The following is a 16,680-nucleotide window of genomic DNA, read 5'->3' on the forward strand; positions in this document are numbered from 1 at the left end:
CTATGAGCGAAGATCGATCGAGCAACGGGCAGAAGTCATGGCTGGGTAAACTGACCCAGGCTTTTGCCCACGAGCCGAAGAACCGTCAGGAGCTTCTCGAGCTGCTGCGTGATGCACATCAGAACAAACTGCTGGACAGCGAAGCGCTGGCCATCGTCGAAGGCGCCATTCAGGTGGCTGACCTGCAAGTACGCGACATCATGGTGCCGCGCTCGCAGATGATCAGCATCAAGGCGACCCAGACACCGCGTGAATTCCTTCCGGCCGTGGTCGACTCGGCCCACTCGCGCTATCCGGTCATCGGCGAAAGCCATGACGACGTGATGGGCGTGCTGCTGGCCAAGGATCTGTTGCCGCTGATCCTCAAGGAAAACGGCGACAGCTTCAACATCAAGGATCTGCTGCGCCCGGCCACCTTCGTGCCGGAGTCCAAGCGTCTGAACGTGTTGCTGCGTGAATTTCGCGCCAACCATAACCACATGGCCATCGTCATCGACGAATACGGCGGCGTGGCGGGTCTGGTGACCATCGAAGACGTGCTGGAACAGATCGTCGGCGACATCGAAGACGAGCACGATGTCGAAGAAGACAGCTACATCAAGCCATTGCCGAGTGGCGACTTCCTGATCAAGGCACTGACGCCGATCGAGAACTTCAACGAGTTCTTCGACAGCGAGTTCTCCGACGACGAGTTCGACACCGTCGGCGGTCTGGTGATGAGCGCGTTCGGGCACTTGCCAAAACGCAACGAAATCACTGAAATCGGTGCTTATCGTTTCCGCATCCTGAATGCCGACAGCCGTCGGATTCATTTGCTGCGACTGACACCAATCGCCCGGTAACACATCTAAGGATTGAAATGCGCTGGACAACCCGCCCCGGCTGGCCCGGTAACCTGCTGGCCGTGGCGGCCGGTGCAATCACCACCTTCGCTCTGGCGCCTTTCAACATCTGGCCGTTGGCTTTGCTGGCGGTCGGCCTGTTCTATGCCGGCCTGCGCGAGCTAAGTCCGCGTCAGGCGCTGGGCCGTGGCTGGTGTTTCGGCTTCGGGCTGTTCGGCGCCGGCACCAGCTGGATCTACTACAGCATTCACCATTTCGGCGGCGCTTCGGTGCTGCTGGCCGGGTTCCTGATGCTGTTGTTCACAGCAGCGATTGCCTGGTTCTTCGCCCTGCCCGCCTGGTTGTGGGCGCGCTGGCTGCGCCGTAATGAAGCGCCGCTGGCCGACGCCCTCGCGTTTGCTGCGCTGTGGGTCGGTCAGGAAATGTTTCGCGGCTGGTTCCTTACTGGTTTCCCTTGGCTGTACTCCGGTTACAGCCAGCTCGACGGTCCGCTGTCGGGGCTCGCGCCAGTCGGCGGCATGTGGCTGGTGTCGTTCGTGCTGGCACTGACGGCTGCGTTGATCTACAAAGCGCCGCGCTTGCTGCAAACAGGTCGCAAAGCCTTTGTCGTTGCCGGTCTGGTGCTGCTGATCGGGCCTTGGGCAGCGGGCATTGCGCTCAAGGGCCACGCCTGGACCAGCCCGTCCGGCGCGCCGCTGAGCGTTGCCGCGATTCAGGGCAACGTCGCACAGAGCATGAAATGGGATCCGGCCGAGCTCAACGCGCAGCTGGCCTTGTACCGCGATTTGAGCTTCCGTTCGAAACCGGTGGACCTGCTGATCTGGCCGGAAACCGCCGTGCCCGTGCTCAAGGAGTCCGCCGAGGGCTACCTGAGCATGATGGGCAACTTCGCCGCTGAGCGTAAATCGGCGCTGATCACCGGCGTGCCGATTCGCGAAATGGTCCGCCACGAAAGACGTTTCTTCAACGGGATTACCGTGGTCGGCGAAGGTGACGGCACTTACCTGAAGCAGAAACTGGTGCCGTTCGGCGAATACGTGCCGCTGCAGGACATTCTCCGTGGCTTGATCGCGTTCTTCGACTTGCCGATGTCCGACTTCGCCCGTGGCCCCGCCGATCAGGCGCTGTTGCAGGCCAAGGGTTACCAGATTGCGCCGTTCATCTGCTACGAAGTGGTGTACCCGGACTTCGCCGCCGGTCTGTCAGCGCGCAGTGATTTGCTGCTGACGATCAGCAACGACACCTGGTTCGGCACCTCGATCGGCCCGCTGCAGCATTTGCAGATGGCGCAGATGCGGGCGCTGGAGGCGGGCCGCTGGATGATTCGCGCGACCAACAACGGTGTGACTGGCTTGATCAACCCGTTCGGGCAGATCACCGAGCAGATTCCGCAGTTCGAGCAGGGCGTGCTGTACGGCGAAGTAGTGCCGATGCACAACTTGACGCCGTATCTGCAATACCGCTCGTGGCCGCTGATGATCGTGTGCCTGCTGTTGTTTGGCTGGGCACTGATGGCGAGCCGGATGTCGAAAACCCTTTAAAGCCCTCCGACATGATCGTTCCCACGCTCCGCGTGGGAACGCCGCCGGGGACGCTCCGCGTTCCGCTTCGGATGTGGCGCAGAGCGCCACGGGATGCATTCCCACGCAGAGCGTGGGAACGATCAATCAGTCAGCCTTATAAAACAGCGAATCCCCCCCCTGCCCCACCGCCTCATTCAGCAACTGCCCGCTCTGCCAGATCGATTTGAATTCCGGCAACCAGCCACCAAACGGTCTCGCGTTATCAGTGCCCAAAAAGCCCACCGGCGCCGGCACCACTTCAAATCCTGCCTGCTGAAAACTCCATACCGAGCGCGGCATGTGCCAGGCCTGCGTTACCACGACTACGCGCTTGATCCCTTGCGGCAACAAAATATCAGCCGTGAATTTCGCGTTTTCCCACGTCGTACGACTCTCGCCTTCCTGCCAACGCACCATCACGCCAAAATCGTCGCGCAATGAATCCGCCATCAACTTCGCCTCGGTCGGTGGCGTACCGTAATGCAAGCCACCCGTGGTCAGAATCGGCAGGCCCGACGCCTTGGCCAGCCGCGCTGCATAACGCTGACGCTCAAGCCCCACGCCGGTCGGCTGATCCTCGCCCCACGCCAGATCACCACGCTCGCGCCCGGAGCCCAACACCACAATGGCATCGGCACGCTGCGCCAGCGTTGCCCACTCCTCACGGGCCAATGGCGGTTCACGCTCCAGCGCCTTGGCGCTCCACTGCACGACGACTGGCAGGCTCATCAGCCAGAACCCGCCCAAACCCATAGCAAAAAACACACCGGCCAGGCGCGGCCGTGAGCGGCGCAGCCACCACGCAGCCAGCAACAGCAGCAAAAAAATGCCGGGCGGCAATAGAAGTTGTTTGATGAAATAACGAAAGGGCATCGGGCATCTCCAGAGATGCCCGAAGCCTAAGAGTGTTAATAACGCGTTACAACCAGTAGGTGGGATCCCGTTGAAAAAGATCCGTTTCTTGACCTGCCATGCGCTTACTTGGCCTGCACAGCCCGTACTTTGACGGTGTCTCTGCCGGGCGCCTTGTCCTTGAGCCAGATGACCTTGGCCGAATGTGCTGCATCGAGCTGCTTCACTGCTTGTGACAGGCATCCATGCGTTTCACGTTCACTGCGATCCAGATAGGCCTTGACCAGTTTGAACTCGGCGGGGCTCAAGCCACGCAATTCCAGTTCCAGGGGGCGCTCATCGCGCAGCCGGTCAGCGGTTTTTACGGCGTCCAGGGCCATACCCAGACGATCGATCAATCTTTCGTACAACTCGGGTTTCGTTACGTTTTTTTTCCGTTGCTCCACCATCCCTCACCTCATTGAAGATAAGACTCACTCCCCAGTTAGAGCTTAGCTTCGCTGCACAAACCGGCTGTACGCCGCGACCAACGGCCCCCGGCACATGTATTGCGGCGTATGTAGCTGTAATCAGGGTTTCCCTAGGCCAAGCGCGGTCATGTATGCTACGGCGCTTCCTGTAATTCCACTTCCAGCTCGTCCGGGCCAACCCCGGAACCTGCGTTGAAGAGGATTAGGCCACCCCTATCCAGTACAAAAGTAGCCATGCACGAACAATATCAGCCCCGTGAAATTGAAGCCGCCGCCCAGTCCTTCTGGGACGAGCAAAAGTCCTTTGAAGTCAGTGAACAGCCAGGCAAGGAAACCTTCTACTGCCTGTCGATGTTCCCTTACCCCAGCGGCAAGCTACACATGGGGCACGTGCGCAACTACACCATCGGCGACGTGATCTCCCGCTATCAGCGCATGCAAGGCAAGAACGTTCTGCAACCGATGGGGTGGGACGCCTTCGGCATGCCGGCGGAAAACGCCGCGATGAAGAACAACGTAGCGCCCGCCAAGTGGACCTACGAAAACATCGCCTATATGAAGTCGCAACTGCGCAGTCTGGGCCTTGCGGTCGACTGGTCGCGCGAAGTGACCACCTGCAAGCCGGATTACTACCGCTGGGAACAATGGCTGTTCACTCGCCTGTTCGAAAAAGGTGTGATCTATCGTAAAAACGGCACCGTGAACTGGGACCCGGTCGACCAGACCGTTCTGGCCAACGAGCAAGTGATCGACGGTCGCGGCTGGCGTTCCGGCGCGCTGATCGAAAAGCGCGAAATCCCGATGTACTACTTCAAGATCACCGCCTACGCGGATGAGCTGCTGGAGAGCCTCGACGAACTGACTGGCTGGCCTGAACAGGTCAAGACCATGCAGCGCAACTGGATCGGCAAATCCCGCGGCATGGAAGTGCAGTTCCCATATAACGTCGACTCGATCGGCGAAGCCGGCACCCTCAAAGTCTTCACCACCCGTCCGGACACCCTGATGGGCGCGACCTATGTCGCCGTGGCTGCCGAGCATCCACTGGCCACCCTGGCCGCGAAAAACAACCCTGAGCTGCAAGCGTTCATCGCTGAATGCAAGGGCGGCAGCGTCGCTGAAGCCGACGTCGCCACGCAGGAGAAGAAAGGCCTGCCGACCGGCCTGTTCGTCGAGCATCCGTTGACCGGTGAAAAACTGCCGGTCTGGGTCGCCAACTATGTGTTGATGCACTACGGCGACGGCGCGGTGATGGCCGTGCCTGCGCACGACGAGCGCGACTTCGAATTCGCCCACAAGTACAACCTGCCGGTCAAATCGGTGGTGCGTACCAACTCCGGCGAGACCAATCCTGAGCCATGGCAAGACGCCTATGGCGAGCACGGCACGCTGATCAACTCCGGCGACTTCGACGGTCTCGACTTCGCTGGCGCGTTCGACGCCATGGAAGTCGCGCTGATCAAGAAAGAACTCGGCGCCTCGCGCACCCAGTTCCGCCTGCGCGACTGGGGCATCAGCCGCCAGCGCTACTGGGGCTGCCCGATCCCGATCATCCACTGCGATGCGTGCGGTGACGTGCCGGTGCCGGAAGATCAACTGCCTGTCGTCCTGCCGGAAGACGTGGTGCCGGACGGTGCCGGTTCGCCGCTGGCGCGCATGCCAGAGTTTTACGAATGCAGCTGCCCGAAATGCGGCCAGCCTGCCAAGCGTGAAACCGACACCATGGACACCTTCGTCGAGTCGTCTTGGTACTACGCACGCTACGCCTCGCCGCACTTTGAAGGCGGTCTGGTGGAAAAATCCGCCGCTGACCACTGGCTGCCGGTGGATCAGTACATCGGTGGCATCGAACACGCGATTCTGCACCTGCTCTATGCGCGTTTCTTCCACAAGCTGATGCGTGACGAAGGTCTGGTCAGCTCCAACGAGCCGTTCAAGAACCTGCTAACCCAAGGCATGGTGATCGCCGAGACTTACTATCGTCGCGAAGCCAATGGTGCTTACACCTGGTTCAACCCGGCAGACGTAGAACTCGAGCGTGACAGCAAAGCCAAGGTCATCAGCGCCAAGCTGAAGTCCGACGGCCTGCCGGTGGAAATCGGCGGCACCGAGAAAATGGCCAAGTCGAAGAACAACGGCGTTGACCCACAGTCGATGATCGATCAGTTCGGCGCCGACACCTGCCGTCTGTTCATGATGTTCGCCTCGCCGCCTGACATGAGCGCAGAATGGTCCGACTCCGGCGTTGAAGGTTCGCACCGTTTCCTCAAGCGTGTCTGGCGTCTGGCGCAAGCCCACGTAACCCTGGGCCTGCCGGGCAAACTGGATGTCGCCGGCCTGAGCGACGAGCAGAAAGCCGTGCGCCGTTCGATCCACCTGGCCATCAAACAGGCCAGCCACGACGTCGGCCAGAACCACAAATTCAACACCGCCATCGCCCAGGTGATGACGCTGATGAACGTGCTGGAAAAAGCCGCGCAAGGCACCGAACAGGATCGTGCGCTGCTTCAGGAAGGCCTGGAAGCAGTAACACTGTTGCTGGCGCCAATTACCCCGCACATCAGCCACGAATTGTGGAGTCAGCTGGGCCACGCCGATCCGGTGATCGACGCGGGTTGGCCGGCAGTGGACGAAAGTGCATTGGTACAGGACAGCCTGACCCTGGTTATCCAGGTCAACGGCAAGTTGCGCGGCCAGATCGAAATGCCAGCCAGCGCAACCCGCGAAGAAGTCGAAGCCGCCGCGCGCACCAACGAAAACGTACTGCGTTTCGTAGACGGACTGACCATTCGCAAAGTGATCGTGGTTCCGGGCAAACTGGTCAACATCGTCGCCAGCTAAATTGGATTGGGCGTCAGGTCCGCCTGACGCACTGTAAAACCTTTCGGGCCGCAAGGTCGGCCCACATGGTTTCAAGGGGAGCAACACAATGATCAAACGCAATCTGCTGGTGATGGGCCTCGCTGTTCTGCTGAGCGCCTGCGGTTTCCAGCTGCGTGGCACAGGCACCACCGAACTGACGATCAAGGAGCTCGACCTGAGCGCCCGCAACGCCTACGGCGAGACCGTCACCGATCTGCGCCAGATGCTCGAGTCCAGCGGCGTCAAGGTATACAACGGTGCGCCGTACAAGCTGTACCTGGCTGACGAACAGGAAAACCAGCGAATTCTCAGCTACGCCGGTGCCGGCCGTACTGGCGAATACCAGGTCAACACCGTCCTGAGCTACGACATCATTGGCGAAAACAACCTGAACCTGCTGAGCAGCAAGCTTGAAGTGCAGAAGGTGTTCATCCACGACGGTAACAACCTTGTCGGTTCCGATCAGGAAGCCAACGACGCCCGTCGTGAAACCCGTCGCGAGCTGGTTCAGCGCATGATGCTGCGCCTGCAACAGCTGACTCCAGCGCAACTGGAGCAACTGCAGCAAGCCGCCAACGACCGCGCCAAAGCTGAAGCCGATGCGCTACAAGCGGCACAAAAGGCTGAAGCGGAAACCCCGCGTCAGTCGCCCCTCGAAGTACCGCAGCAGTAAGACGTTCGGGGCGCTCCGGCGCCCCGATCGACCTTTCTTATGAAGCTCGCACCCGCCCAACTCGGTACACACCTGCAAGGCGCCCTCGCGCCGGTCTATATCATCAGTGGCGATGACCCGCTGTTGTGTCAGGAAGCTGCCGACGCCATCCGCAATGCTGCTCGCCAGCAAGGTTTCGACGAACGTCAGGTCTTTGCCGCTGACGCCAATTTTGATTGGGGCACGTTGTTGCAGGCCGGCGCGAGCATGTCATTGTTCGCGGAAAAACGTCTGCTGGAACTGCGCCTGCCTTCAGGCAAGCCCGGTGACAAGGGGGCCGCGGCCTTCATCGAATATTGCTCACGCCCCGCTGAAGACACGGTGCTGCTGATCAGTTTGCCCAAGCTCGATGGCAGCGCGCAGAAAACCAAGTGGGGCAAGGCGCTGGTTGAAGGCCAGCAGACCCAGTTCATCCAGATCTGGCCGGTGGATGCCAATCAACTGCCAAGCTGGATTCGGCAACGTCTGTCGCAGGCCGGTTTGTCGGCCAGCCAGGATGCGGTCGAATTGATTGCTGCACGCGTCGAGGGCAATTTGCTCGCGGCCGCGCAGGAAATCGAAAAGCTCAAGTTGATGGCCGAAAGAGGCCAGATCACCGTTGAAACGGTGCAGGCCGCCGTAGCGGACAGTGCGCGCTTCGATGTGTTTGGCTTGACCGATGCGGTGCTCAACGGCGAACCGGCTCACGCATTGCGCATGCTGGAAGGCTTGCGCGGTGAAGGTGTCGAGCCACCGGTGATTCTCTGGGCACTGGCGCGGGAGTTGCGTCTGCTGGCCAACATCTCGTTGCAGTACAGCCAGGGCACGCCGCTGGACAAGTGCTTCAGTCAGGCCAGGCCGCCAGTCTGGGACAAGCGCAAACCGCTGATGAGCAAAGCCCTGCAACGCTACTCGGCGCAACGCTGGGCGCAGTTGCTGCTCGAAGCCCAGCGTATCGATGCGCAGATCAAAGGCCAGGCGGCGGGTTCACCGTGGATGAGCCTGAGTCGCTTGGCGTTGTTGATGGCCGGTCAGCGACTTTCACTGCCTGCTGAATAGAATCAAAGATCGCAGCGTGCCGCAGCTCCTGCACCGATCCCTGTAGGAGCTGCGGCACGCTGCGATCTTTTGATCTTGTTTTCCGACAAACACCATCCACATTTGCCCTATAGACAGACGCCCAACATCGGCAGATTATTTGCCGCGCAAACCCCACTCACTCGAGAGAACCCTCATGAGCAAAAAGCCATCGAAACATGGCCCCAACAAGGCCAAATCCATTGTCGCCCAGCCTTTGTTCCGCAGTCGTCAGGAACGACCAGCCAAGGGCAAAGGCAGCTACCGCCGCGAAGCCTTCCAGTCTGACAGCTGGGAGGCTTCTTACTTTCTGGCCGCTTAAAGCGCAGTACCCCCCGGTCATGTTAAGGTCTGCACCTGATTCGTTTTCCTGGAACTGTGCATGCCCCTAAGTCTTTCCCGTCGCTGGCCTGTTCGCCAGATGATCGCTGCCTCCAGCTTCATTCTGCTTGTCGCCTGCGCGGAAAAACCCACCGCCGCCGATGCGCAACCCCTTCAAGCCGCGCCTGTCGCCACGGCCCCAGCGATCATCCCGCCGGTAGTGCCGTCCGCCGACCCTCTCGATCTTCAGCCCACTCAGACCTTTGCCGAATGGCAGGCAGGTTTCCGCAAGGACGCGCTGGCCGCCGGGATTCGTCCTGATCTGTTTGATCGCGCCTTTGCCAATGTCAGCTTCGATGCCAGCGTGATTCGCGCCGACCGCAGCCAGCCGGAGTTTTCCCGCCCGGTGTGGGAATACCTCGACGGCGCGCTGTCGCCACTGCGCGTGCGCAAAGGTCAGGCATTGATCAGCCAGTACGCCGATATTCTGCAAAGCATCGAGCAGCGTTATGGCGTCGACCGTCAGGCGCTCGTTTCGGTATGGGGCATGGAGAGTAATTTCGGCCAGTTCCAGGGCAGCAAATCGGTGATCAACTCACTGGCCACCCTCGCCTACGAAGGCCGTCGCCCGGGCTTTGCCCATGCGCAATTGATCGCCGCCCTGCAAATTCTGCAACAGGGCGATATCACGCCAGAGAAGATGCTTGGCTCCTGGGCCGGCGCGATGGGCCAGACCCAGTTCATTCCGACCACTTACAACACCCACGCCGTGGATTTCGACGGTGACGGTCGCCGTGACATCTGGGGCAGCCCGGCGGATGCGCTGGCTTCCACTGCGCATTACTTGCAAAGCTCCGGCTGGCAGCGTGGCCAGCCGTGGGGTTTTGAAGTGCAACTGCCGAGCAGTTTCAATTACACGCTGGCTGACGGCGCGATTCGCAAGAGTGTCGCTGAATGGCGTCAGTTGGGCGTGATTCTGCCGAACGGCGGGCAGGCGCCTGCGGGCACTGAACAGCTGTCCGCCGCCCTCTTGCTTCCGGCGGGCTACCGTGGCCCGGCGTTCCTCATCCTCGACAACTTCCGTGCGATCCTCAAGTACAACAACTCGTCGTCGTATGCGTTGGCAGTAAGCCTGTTGTCCGAGCGTTTCGACGGCGCAGGCTTGATCAACGGCACGTGGCCGAAAGATGACCTGCCATTGAGCCGTACCGAGCGGATGGAGTTGCAGACCCTACTGAGTGCGCGCAATTACGATGCCGGCACGGCTGACGGGATTATCGGCGCCAATACCCGCAAGGCGATTCGCAGTGCGCAGCAGGCGCTTGGCTGGCCGGCGGATGGCTATCCGACGCACAAGTTGCTGGAAAGCCTGCGGAGCCAATAAAGCCAGATCAAAAGATCGCAGCCTGCGGCAGCTCCTACATGGATCGCATTCCAATGCAGGAGCCGCCGCAGGCTGCGATCTTTTGCATTATCGGGTCACCACATCCTGCTCCAGCAGCAACTCCTGCTTCCCGGCATCCAGCCGCACCAGCGCGCCCATCGGCAGCGTCAGGTTCGGATCGCAATGGCCGCTGCGCCACCCCGACAGGACCGGAATCCGCAACGGTTCAAATGTCTGCTTGAGCAAGCGGTTCAATGCCGCGACATCCACTCCTGCCACATCCCCAACCAACACTCCGCGCAATTTGGCCAACTTGCCGGCCAGACGCATCTGGGTCAGCAACCGGTCGATGCGATACAACGGCTCGTTGATGTCTTCGATGAGCAGAATCACCCCTTCGACATCAATCTCGTAAGGCGTGCCCAACGTTGATGCAATCATCGCCAGATTGCCGCCGAGCAAGCGTCCGTGAGCGATACCGGGCGCAACCGTGGTCAATGGATAAGCCACCGGATGACTCAGCACACTCCCCGCCCTCAACTGGCCGCGCAGCATGGCGAAGAACGAAGTGACGGTCGGCGGCTCCTTGTCGCCCAGCAGGTCGGCATTGAGCAGCGGTCCGTGAAAGGTCACGAAGCCGGCATAGCGACTGATGGCCAGGTGCAGTGCGGTGATGTCGCTGTAGCCGACAAATGGCTTGGCGTTACGACTCAGCAGATCGTAGTCGATCCGGTCCAGCAGTCGTGGCGTACCGTAGCCACCGCGCAAGCAGATGATCGCGTCAACTTCAGGGTCGGCGAACGCGGCGTGCAGATCGTTGAGCCGCACGTCATCGCTGCCTGCCAGATAGCCATCCTTCTCGTAGACGCCAGGAAACACTTTCAACCCATAACCCCGGGCGCGCATCCATTGCACAGCCTTGTCGGTGTCCAGCGCACCGGGCCCGGCTGGCGCGATCACGCCGATCAGCCCTTCCGACGGCAACGCGGGCACCGGTTTATGGGGAAACAGTGTGTGGGTGGGTCGAACGGTCATCCATGGATCTCCCTGTGTGAACTCATGCGCACACAGTAGTCAGGAACGGGAGGAAACAGAAGAGGCTCTGCTGCCCCGCGCATTGCAGGAAAAGTATGCGCCTGGCGTAGGACAGGCAAAAAAATACCCGCGAAGACTAACGTCTCGCGGGCATTTTTTACGTTCAGCAGCGGATCAGGACCCCATCAACTCAGCCTTCACCAGCTTGGCTTGCTCGTCGGCGTGGTACGAAGAACGCACCAGCGGGCCCGAAGCGACGTTCTTGAAGCCCATCTTGTAACCTTCCTCGGCGAACCAGGCGAAGGTGTCCGGATGGACGAAACGCTGCACCGGCAAGTGGCTACGCGACGGTTGCAGATACTGACCGAGGGTCAGCATGTCGATGTCGTGTTCGCGCATGCGCTTCATGACTTCGATGACTTCTTCGTCGGTCTCGCCCAGACCCAGCATCAGGCCGGATTTGGTCGGAATGTGCGGCATCATCTGCTTGAAGCGTTGCAGCAGAGTCAGCGACCACTGGTAATCCGAACCCGGACGCGCTGCCTTGTACAGGCGCGGCACGGTTTCCAGGTTGTGGTTGAACACATCCGGTGGCTCGGCGGCAGTGATTTCCAGCGCGACGTCCATGCGGCCACGGTAGTCCGGGACCAGGGTCTCGAGCTGCACGTTCGGCGACAGTTTGCGGATTTCGCGGATGCAGTCGGCAAAGTGCTGGGCACCACCGTCGCGCAGGTCGTCGCGGTCAACCGAGGTGATCACCACGTACTTGAGCTTGAGGTCGGCGATGGCGATGGCCAGGCTTTCCGGCTCATTGACGTCCAGTGGCTTCGGACGACCGTGGCCAACGTCGCAGAACGGGCAGCGACGGGTGCAGATGTCACCCATGATCATGAACGTCGCGGTGCCGCCGGAGAAGCACTCACCCAGGTTCGGGCAGGAGGCTTCTTCGCAGACGCTGTGCAGCTTGTGCTTACGCAGCAGGCTCTTGATCCGGTCGACTTCCGGCGAAACCGGGATGCGTACACGAATCCAGTCAGGCTTCTTCGGCAGTTCGGTGGTCGGAATGATCTTTACCGGGATGCGTGCAACCTTCTCGGCGCCGCGCAGCTTGACGCCGGCTTCTACCTTGGGACGCGGGGCCGGGCGCTCGGTCACGTCGAGCGTCGGGATCATGGTTTGCACTGCATCAGTAGTCATATCAGTCGATTCCGCCCGTCAGGGTCGTCTGCTCAGCATAGTCGAGGTGTTTGACGAGCTGCGCACGCAGCCGGGCACTTACCTCGGCAAATTCAATCGATCCTGCGTGGTCGCTCAGCTGGGTCATCGCCAGCCCGGCATAGCCGCAGGGATTAATCCGTCGAAACGGTTCCAGGTTCATATCCACGTTCAGGGCCAGGCCATGAAAGGAACAACCGTGGCGAATCCGCAAACCCAGAGAAGCGATTTTCGCTCCATCGACATAGACGCCGGGAGCATCTGGCTTGGCCGCAGCGGTTACGCCGTAGCTGGCCAGCAGTTCAATCAGGCAAGCCTCCATGCGACTGACCAGATCACGCACGCCGAAACCCAGCTTGCGTACATCCAGCAACAGGTAAGCCACCAACTGGCCGGGCCCATGATAAGTCACCTGCCCGCCGCGATCGACCTGCACCACCGGGATATCTCCCGGCAGTAACAGGTGTTCGGCCTTGCCGGCCTGGCCCTGAGTGAACACCGGTGGGTGTTCGACGAGCCAGATTTCGTCGGCGGCATCGCTGCCGCGTTCGTTGGTAAAGCGTTGCATGGCATGCCAGACCGGCTCGTAAGCCATCTGGCCGAGCTCACGAAAGCCCAGCGTGCCCGGCATCACAACACCATGTGCACGAAGCCGGTCGCCCGCAGTTCGCTGTTGATGTTGTACAGCTGATCCTGATCGGTCGCGACGATGTGCAACTGAATCGTGGTGTATTTGCCGTTGCTGCTCGAACGCTCGTCGACACGCTCATCGTTGATCTTCGCGAATTTCTTCACGATTTCGATGATCTTGTCTTTGTGGCCAACCCCCGTGTCGCTGATCACCTTAACCGGATAATCAACCTGGGGAAATTCGATCTTTGGCGCCTTTACTTCGGTATCGGTCATGGCGTAACGGCCTCTTGAGCGCAAGCCGTGATAACGCGCATGGCCCCGCACCGGATCGGGGCGGGGCCATGCAGGTCAACACAAATCAGTTGAACAAGCCGTAGAAGAATAGACGGATGCTATCCCACATGCGGCGGAAGATACCACCCTCCTCGACGCCATCCAGAGCGATCAGGTCAGCGCTGTGCACGACCTTGTCTTCCAGTTTGACTTCGACTTTACCGATCACGTCGCCCTTGGCGATTGGCGCAACCAGTTGCGGGTTCATGGTCATGCTCGCAGCAAGCTTCTTCAGCTGGCCTTTTGGCAGGGTCATGGTCAGGTCTTCAGCCAGGCCGGCCTTGACTTGATTGGTGGTGCCTTTCCACACCGGGGCCTGAGCCAGTTCGGTGCCCTTCTGGTAGAAGGTCTGGGTTTCGAAGAAGCGGAAGCCGTAAGTCAAAAGCTTCTGGGTTTCAGCGGCGCGGGCCACTTCGCTGTTGGTGCCGAACACCACGGCGATCAGGCGCTGGCCATCACGTACAGCCGAGGACACCATGCAGTAGCCGGCTTCGTCGGTATGACCGGTTTTCAGACCGTCGACCGTCTTGTCGCGCCACAGCAGCAGGTTGCGGTTAGGCTGCTTGATGCCGTTCCAGAAGAACTCTTTCTGCGAGTAGATCGCGTAGTGAGCCGGGTCTTCATGGATGATCGCACGGGCCAGGATCGCCATGTCGTGAGCCGACGAGTAGTGCTCAGGGTTTGGCAGACCGGTCGGGTTCATGAAGTGGGTATTGGTCATGCCCAGATCAGTCACAGTCTTGTTCATCAGGTCGGCGAACGCATCTTCGCTGCCGGCGATGTGCTCGGACAGCGCGACGCTGGCGTCGTTGCCGGACTGGATGATGATGCCGTGCAGCAGGTCGCTGACGGTGACCTGCGAGCCAACCTTGATGAACATCCGCGAACCGCCAGTGCGCCAGGCGTTTTCGCTGACGGTCACCGGATCGTTTTCACCGATCTGGCCACGACGGATTTCCAGGGTCGCGATGTACGCGGTCATCAGCTTGGTCAGGCTGGCCGGTGGCAGACGCTGGTCGCCATTGTTCTCTACCAGCACGTTGCCGCTCGCGGCATCCATGAGTACGTAGGCTTTGGCGGCCAGTTGCGGTGGCGACGGCATCATCTCGGCCGCGAAGGCGGCTGGCGAGAGGAGCAGCGGGACTAGCAGACACAGGCGTTTGGCAAAGGTGGTGATGTTCATCCGTCTCTCGAAATCGCTAATGGAAACTGCCCTTGCGGACAAAATTTAATCAGATGACTTTCTAACGAGCCATCGCGTGTTCAGTTGCTCACTCCAGTCACCCTTGCCGGGCTTTTGTTCTTCGACGAGCCAACAACCTGATTCACCCCCCAATCGCTGGCGAATCGTCAATCAAGTTCTACGTGTTACTCGGTGACCACACTTGGCGAACCAAGGTTGGCCAGGCGCACGCTGTTCTGTACCTGGGCAATTTCACCCGGCGAACCGATCGGCCCCAGGCGCACCCGGTGCAGCGTCTGCTGATTGCGCACGATCGAGCTGATGAACACCGGAGCGCTCACCATCCCGCTGAGCTTCGACCTCAACAGCTCTGCAGCGTCCGGGTTGGCGAACGCGCCCACCTGCAGATACTGGCCAGACGCTGGTGCAGAAGCGTTTTTTTTTGCGCTCATCGGCACCGGAACGGTGTCAGAGGCATGTTGCTGCGGCGGTGGCGTCCACTGCTCGACGGTGCCGGCCGAGGCCGTAATCACCGGGGCGCTATTCTGCGCCACTTGCGGTTCGTTGAGCATCAGCGGCGCCGGACGCCCCTTGGCGGCCCAATATTGTTGCGGATCGATACCTTCGACCTTGACCCGTGCAGTGCCGGTTTCGGCGTAGCCGAGTTTCTTCGCCGCCGCATAGGACAGATCGATGATGCGGTCGGAGTAGAACGGCCCACGGTCATTGACCCGCAGAATCACTGTCCGATTGTTATCCAGGTTGGTCACCCGAACGTAACTTGGCAGTGGCAAGGTCTTGTGGGCTGCACTCATGCCGTACAGGTCGTAGACCTCGCCGTTGGCGGTGTTCTGACCATGAAACTTGGTGCCATACCAGGACGCCGTGCCGGAGGCGACGTAAGTCTTGGATTCCTGCAACGGGAAGTAAGTCTTGCCCAGCACGGTGTACGGGTTGGCCTTGTACGGGCCAGTGTGCAGGGTCGGCGTGGCATCCGGGATGCGCGACACATCGACGTCCCACCATGGCGCGCCGTCTTTATGCGCGCGATTGATGTCCAGGCCGGGCTGCGCCCGCACGGCGGTATTCGAGGTTTTCTGAGTCGGCGAACGGCTGGTCGAACAACTGGCGACCAGCACTGCCAACGCAGCGAATGCCACCAGCTTCAGGGGTTTACTGTTAGGCAATGCCTGCATTACTTGACGCCCCGTGCTTGTACCAGCTGTTCAGACAGTTGATGTACGGCCATGGCGTACATCACGCTGCGGTTATAACGCGTGATCGCGTAGAAATTCTTCAGGCCCATCCAGTATTCCGGGCCGTTATCGCCTTCGAGGCGAAATGCCGTAACCGGCATATCATCGCGCAGCGCATCATGACTTGACCAGCCCAGCGCCCGCAACTCTGAGACCGTCTTCGTCGGCTCGATGCCAGTGGTCAGGCCTTCATCGACCTGATCGCCACGGACATCGGCGCGGCTGACCACCGGCTCACCGGCAACCCAGCCGTGACGCTTGAAGTAGCTGGCGACGCTGCCGATCGCATCATCCGGGTTGTTCCAGATGTTGATGTGGCCGTCACCGTCGAAATCCACCGCGTAAGCGCGGAAGCTGCTCGGCATGAACTGCGGCAGGCCCATGGCCCCGGCGTACGAGCCTTTGAGGGTCAATGGGTCGACCTGTTCTTCGCGCGCCAGCAGCAGGAACTCACGCAGCTCCTTGCGGAAAAATTCGGCACGGGGAGGATAGTCGAAACCGAGCGTCGACAAGGCATCGATCACCCGGTAATTACCGGTATTACGTCCGAAAAAGGTTTCAACGCCGATGATCGACACGATGACTTGTGCCGGTACGCCGTATTCCTGCTCGGCACGGGCCAAAGTTGCCTCGTGCTGACGCCAGAAATCCACACCGCGGGCAATGCGCGCGTCGGTGATGAACATCGGCCGGTATTCTTTCCACTGCTTGACCCGTTCGGCGGGCCTTGAGATCGCATCGAGAATCGCCTGCTTGCGTTGAGCCTCGCGGAACACCGCCATCAGTTGCTCACCGGCGAAACCGTAGTCGCGGGTCATTTCACCGACGAATTCGGCCACCTGCGGCGAGCCTTCGTATTCGCCGGCCAGCGCTTCCTGCATGCTGCCCAGGAGGCCCATCAGGCCTACCACTGGCGCGCATCGAGTCGCCCAGCCACGCATTACTTGCATTGCACTCTTCACCT

16 protein-coding genes are annotated in these 16,680 nt (G+C 60.3%); 7 read left to right on the forward strand and 9 right to left on the reverse strand.

Annotated features, from left to right (window positions below; all coding sequences use genetic code 11):
• The first annotated feature begins 2 nt into the window (after positions 1–2).
• Both AK821_RS16825 and lnt read left to right on the forward strand, forming a co-directional pair.
• Positions 3–842: an HlyC/CorC family transporter gene (locus AK821_RS16825; RefSeq protein WP_007909641.1), complete on the forward strand. Its 840-nt coding sequence runs from the start codon at positions 3–5 to the stop codon at positions 840–842.
• Positions 843–859: 17 nt separating this feature from the next.
• Complete coding sequence (gene lnt, locus AK821_RS16830) at positions 860–2,383, forward strand: apolipoprotein N-acyltransferase (RefSeq protein WP_064390734.1); 1,524 nt, start codon at positions 860–862, stop codon at positions 2,381–2,383.
• 126 nt (positions 2,384–2,509) lie between these two features.
• Here lnt and AK821_RS16835 read toward each other — a convergent pair whose 3' ends face one another.
• Both AK821_RS16835 and AK821_RS16840 read right to left on the reverse strand, forming a co-directional pair.
• On the reverse strand, positions 2,510–3,277 hold the full coding sequence (locus tag AK821_RS16835) for a YdcF family protein (protein WP_064390735.1): 768 nt from the start codon (positions 3,275–3,277) through the stop codon (positions 2,510–2,512).
• Between the two features lie 104 nt (positions 3,278–3,381).
• Positions 3,382–3,705, reverse strand: coding sequence for a hypothetical protein (locus AK821_RS16840; protein WP_064390736.1), 324 nt, complete (start codon positions 3,703–3,705; stop codon positions 3,382–3,384).
• Between the two features lie 255 nt (positions 3,706–3,960).
• Here AK821_RS16840 and leuS point away from each other — a divergent pair, with 255 nt between their 5' ends.
• From leuS to AK821_RS16865, 5 genes are all read left to right on the forward strand, one after another.
• Positions 3,961–6,567, forward strand: a complete 2,607-nt coding sequence (leuS, locus tag AK821_RS16845; protein ID WP_064390737.1) for a leucine--tRNA ligase — start codon at positions 3,961–3,963, stop codon at positions 6,565–6,567.
• Between the two features lie 88 nt (positions 6,568–6,655).
• Positions 6,656–7,261 carry an LPS-assembly lipoprotein LptE gene (locus AK821_RS16850; RefSeq protein WP_064390738.1) on the forward strand — a complete coding sequence of 202 codons (606 nt, stop codon included), beginning with the start codon at positions 6,656–6,658 and terminating at the stop codon, positions 7,259–7,261.
• 39 nt (positions 7,262–7,300) lie between these two features.
• The gene (holA, locus tag AK821_RS16855; RefSeq protein ID WP_064390739.1) at positions 7,301–8,338 is read left to right on the forward strand and encodes a DNA polymerase III subunit delta; all 1,038 of its coding nucleotides are present in this window, start codon (positions 7,301–7,303) and stop codon (positions 8,336–8,338) included.
• 175 nt (positions 8,339–8,513) lie between these two features.
• Entirely contained in the window at positions 8,514–8,678 is a 165-nt protein-coding gene (gene arfA / locus AK821_RS16860) for an alternative ribosome rescue factor ArfA (RefSeq protein WP_064390740.1), read from the forward strand.
• 60 nt (positions 8,679–8,738) lie between these two features.
• Complete coding sequence (locus AK821_RS16865; protein WP_064390741.1) at positions 8,739–10,061, forward strand: lytic murein transglycosylase; 1,323 nt, start codon at positions 8,739–8,741, stop codon at positions 10,059–10,061.
• A gap of 87 nt (positions 10,062–10,148) precedes the next feature.
• On the opposite strand, the gene AK821_RS16870 is transcribed toward AK821_RS16865, so the two are convergent.
• The 7 genes from AK821_RS16870 to mltB form a co-directional block, all read right to left on the reverse strand.
• Positions 10,149–11,096, reverse strand: coding sequence for a S66 peptidase family protein (locus tag AK821_RS16870; protein ID WP_064390742.1), 948 nt, complete (start codon positions 11,094–11,096; stop codon positions 10,149–10,151).
• Positions 11,097–11,270: 174 nt separating this feature from the next.
• The gene (lipA, locus tag AK821_RS16875; RefSeq protein ID WP_161806657.1) at positions 11,271–12,269 is read right to left on the reverse strand and encodes a lipoyl synthase; all 999 of its coding nucleotides are present in this window, start codon (positions 12,267–12,269) and stop codon (positions 11,271–11,273) included.
• Between the two features lie 25 nt (positions 12,270–12,294).
• The gene (gene lipB, locus AK821_RS16880; protein ID WP_064390743.1) at positions 12,295–12,942 is read right to left on the reverse strand and encodes a lipoyl(octanoyl) transferase LipB; all 648 of its coding nucleotides are present in this window, start codon (positions 12,940–12,942) and stop codon (positions 12,295–12,297) included.
• Positions 12,942–13,217, reverse strand: a complete 276-nt coding sequence (locus AK821_RS16885) for a DUF493 domain-containing protein (protein ID WP_008087908.1) — start codon at positions 13,215–13,217, stop codon at positions 12,942–12,944. The genes lipB and AK821_RS16885 overlap by 1 nt, the downstream gene beginning before the upstream one ends.
• An 85-nt stretch (positions 13,218–13,302) precedes the next feature.
• A complete protein-coding gene (locus tag AK821_RS16890; protein ID WP_064390744.1) occupies positions 13,303–14,460 on the reverse strand; it encodes a D-alanyl-D-alanine carboxypeptidase family protein in 1,158 nt (385 codons plus the stop codon).
• A 185-nt stretch (positions 14,461–14,645) separates the two neighbouring features.
• Positions 14,646–15,656, reverse strand: a complete 1,011-nt coding sequence (locus tag AK821_RS16895; protein WP_064390745.1) for a septal ring lytic transglycosylase RlpA family protein — start codon at positions 15,654–15,656, stop codon at positions 14,646–14,648.
• Positions 15,656–16,666, reverse strand: coding sequence for a lytic murein transglycosylase B (mltB, locus tag AK821_RS16900; RefSeq protein ID WP_064390746.1), 1,011 nt, complete (start codon positions 16,664–16,666; stop codon positions 15,656–15,658). Before mltB ends, AK821_RS16895 begins: the two co-directional genes overlap by 1 nt.
• Positions 16,667–16,680 lie beyond the last annotated feature (14 nt).

This window comes from Pseudomonas sp. RIT-PI-r (genome assembly GCF_001297015.1).
In the GTDB taxonomy this organism is placed as follows: Bacteria; Pseudomonadota; Gammaproteobacteria; order Pseudomonadales; family Pseudomonadaceae; genus Aquipseudomonas.

Excerpts from the sequence above, each read along its gene's own strand:
- AK821_RS16825 (WP_007909641.1), top strand. The coding sequence starts at position 3 with ATGAGCGAAGATCGATCGAGCAACGGGCAGAAGTCATGGCTGGGTAAA.
- AK821_RS16870 (WP_064390742.1), bottom strand. The coding sequence starts at position 11,096 with ATGACCGTTCGACCCACCCACACACTGTTTCCCCATAAACCGGTGCCC.
- lipB (WP_064390743.1), bottom strand. The coding sequence starts at position 12,942 with ATGCCGGGCACGCTGGGCTTTCGTGAGCTCGGCCAGATGGCTTACGAG.
- AK821_RS16850 (WP_064390738.1), top strand. The coding sequence starts at position 6,656 with ATGATCAAACGCAATCTGCTGGTGATGGGCCTCGCTGTTCTGCTGAGC.
- AK821_RS16885 (WP_008087908.1), bottom strand. The coding sequence starts at position 13,217 with ATGACCGATACCGAAGTAAAGGCGCCAAAGATCGAATTTCCCCAGGTT.
- lipA (WP_161806657.1), bottom strand. The coding sequence starts at position 12,269 with ATGATCCCGACGCTCGACGTGACCGAGCGCCCGGCCCCGCGTCCCAAG.
- AK821_RS16835 (WP_064390735.1), bottom strand. The coding sequence starts at position 3,277 with ATGCCCTTTCGTTATTTCATCAAACAACTTCTATTGCCGCCCGGCATT.
- lnt (WP_064390734.1), top strand. The coding sequence starts at position 860 with ATGCGCTGGACAACCCGCCCCGGCTGGCCCGGTAACCTGCTGGCCGTG.
- mltB (WP_064390746.1), bottom strand. The coding sequence starts at position 16,666 with ATGCAAGTAATGCGTGGCTGGGCGACTCGATGCGCGCCAGTGGTAGGC.
- arfA (WP_064390740.1), top strand. The coding sequence starts at position 8,514 with ATGAGCAAAAAGCCATCGAAACATGGCCCCAACAAGGCCAAATCCATT.
- AK821_RS16890 (WP_064390744.1), bottom strand. The coding sequence starts at position 14,460 with ATGAACATCACCACCTTTGCCAAACGCCTGTGTCTGCTAGTCCCGCTG.
- leuS (WP_064390737.1), top strand. The coding sequence starts at position 3,961 with ATGCACGAACAATATCAGCCCCGTGAAATTGAAGCCGCCGCCCAGTCC.
- AK821_RS16840 (WP_064390736.1), bottom strand. The coding sequence starts at position 3,705 with ATGGTGGAGCAACGGAAAAAAAACGTAACGAAACCCGAGTTGTACGAA.
- holA (WP_064390739.1), top strand. The coding sequence starts at position 7,301 with ATGAAGCTCGCACCCGCCCAACTCGGTACACACCTGCAAGGCGCCCTC.
- AK821_RS16865 (WP_064390741.1), top strand. The coding sequence starts at position 8,739 with ATGCCCCTAAGTCTTTCCCGTCGCTGGCCTGTTCGCCAGATGATCGCT.
- AK821_RS16895 (WP_064390745.1), bottom strand. The coding sequence starts at position 15,656 with ATGCAGGCATTGCCTAACAGTAAACCCCTGAAGCTGGTGGCATTCGCT.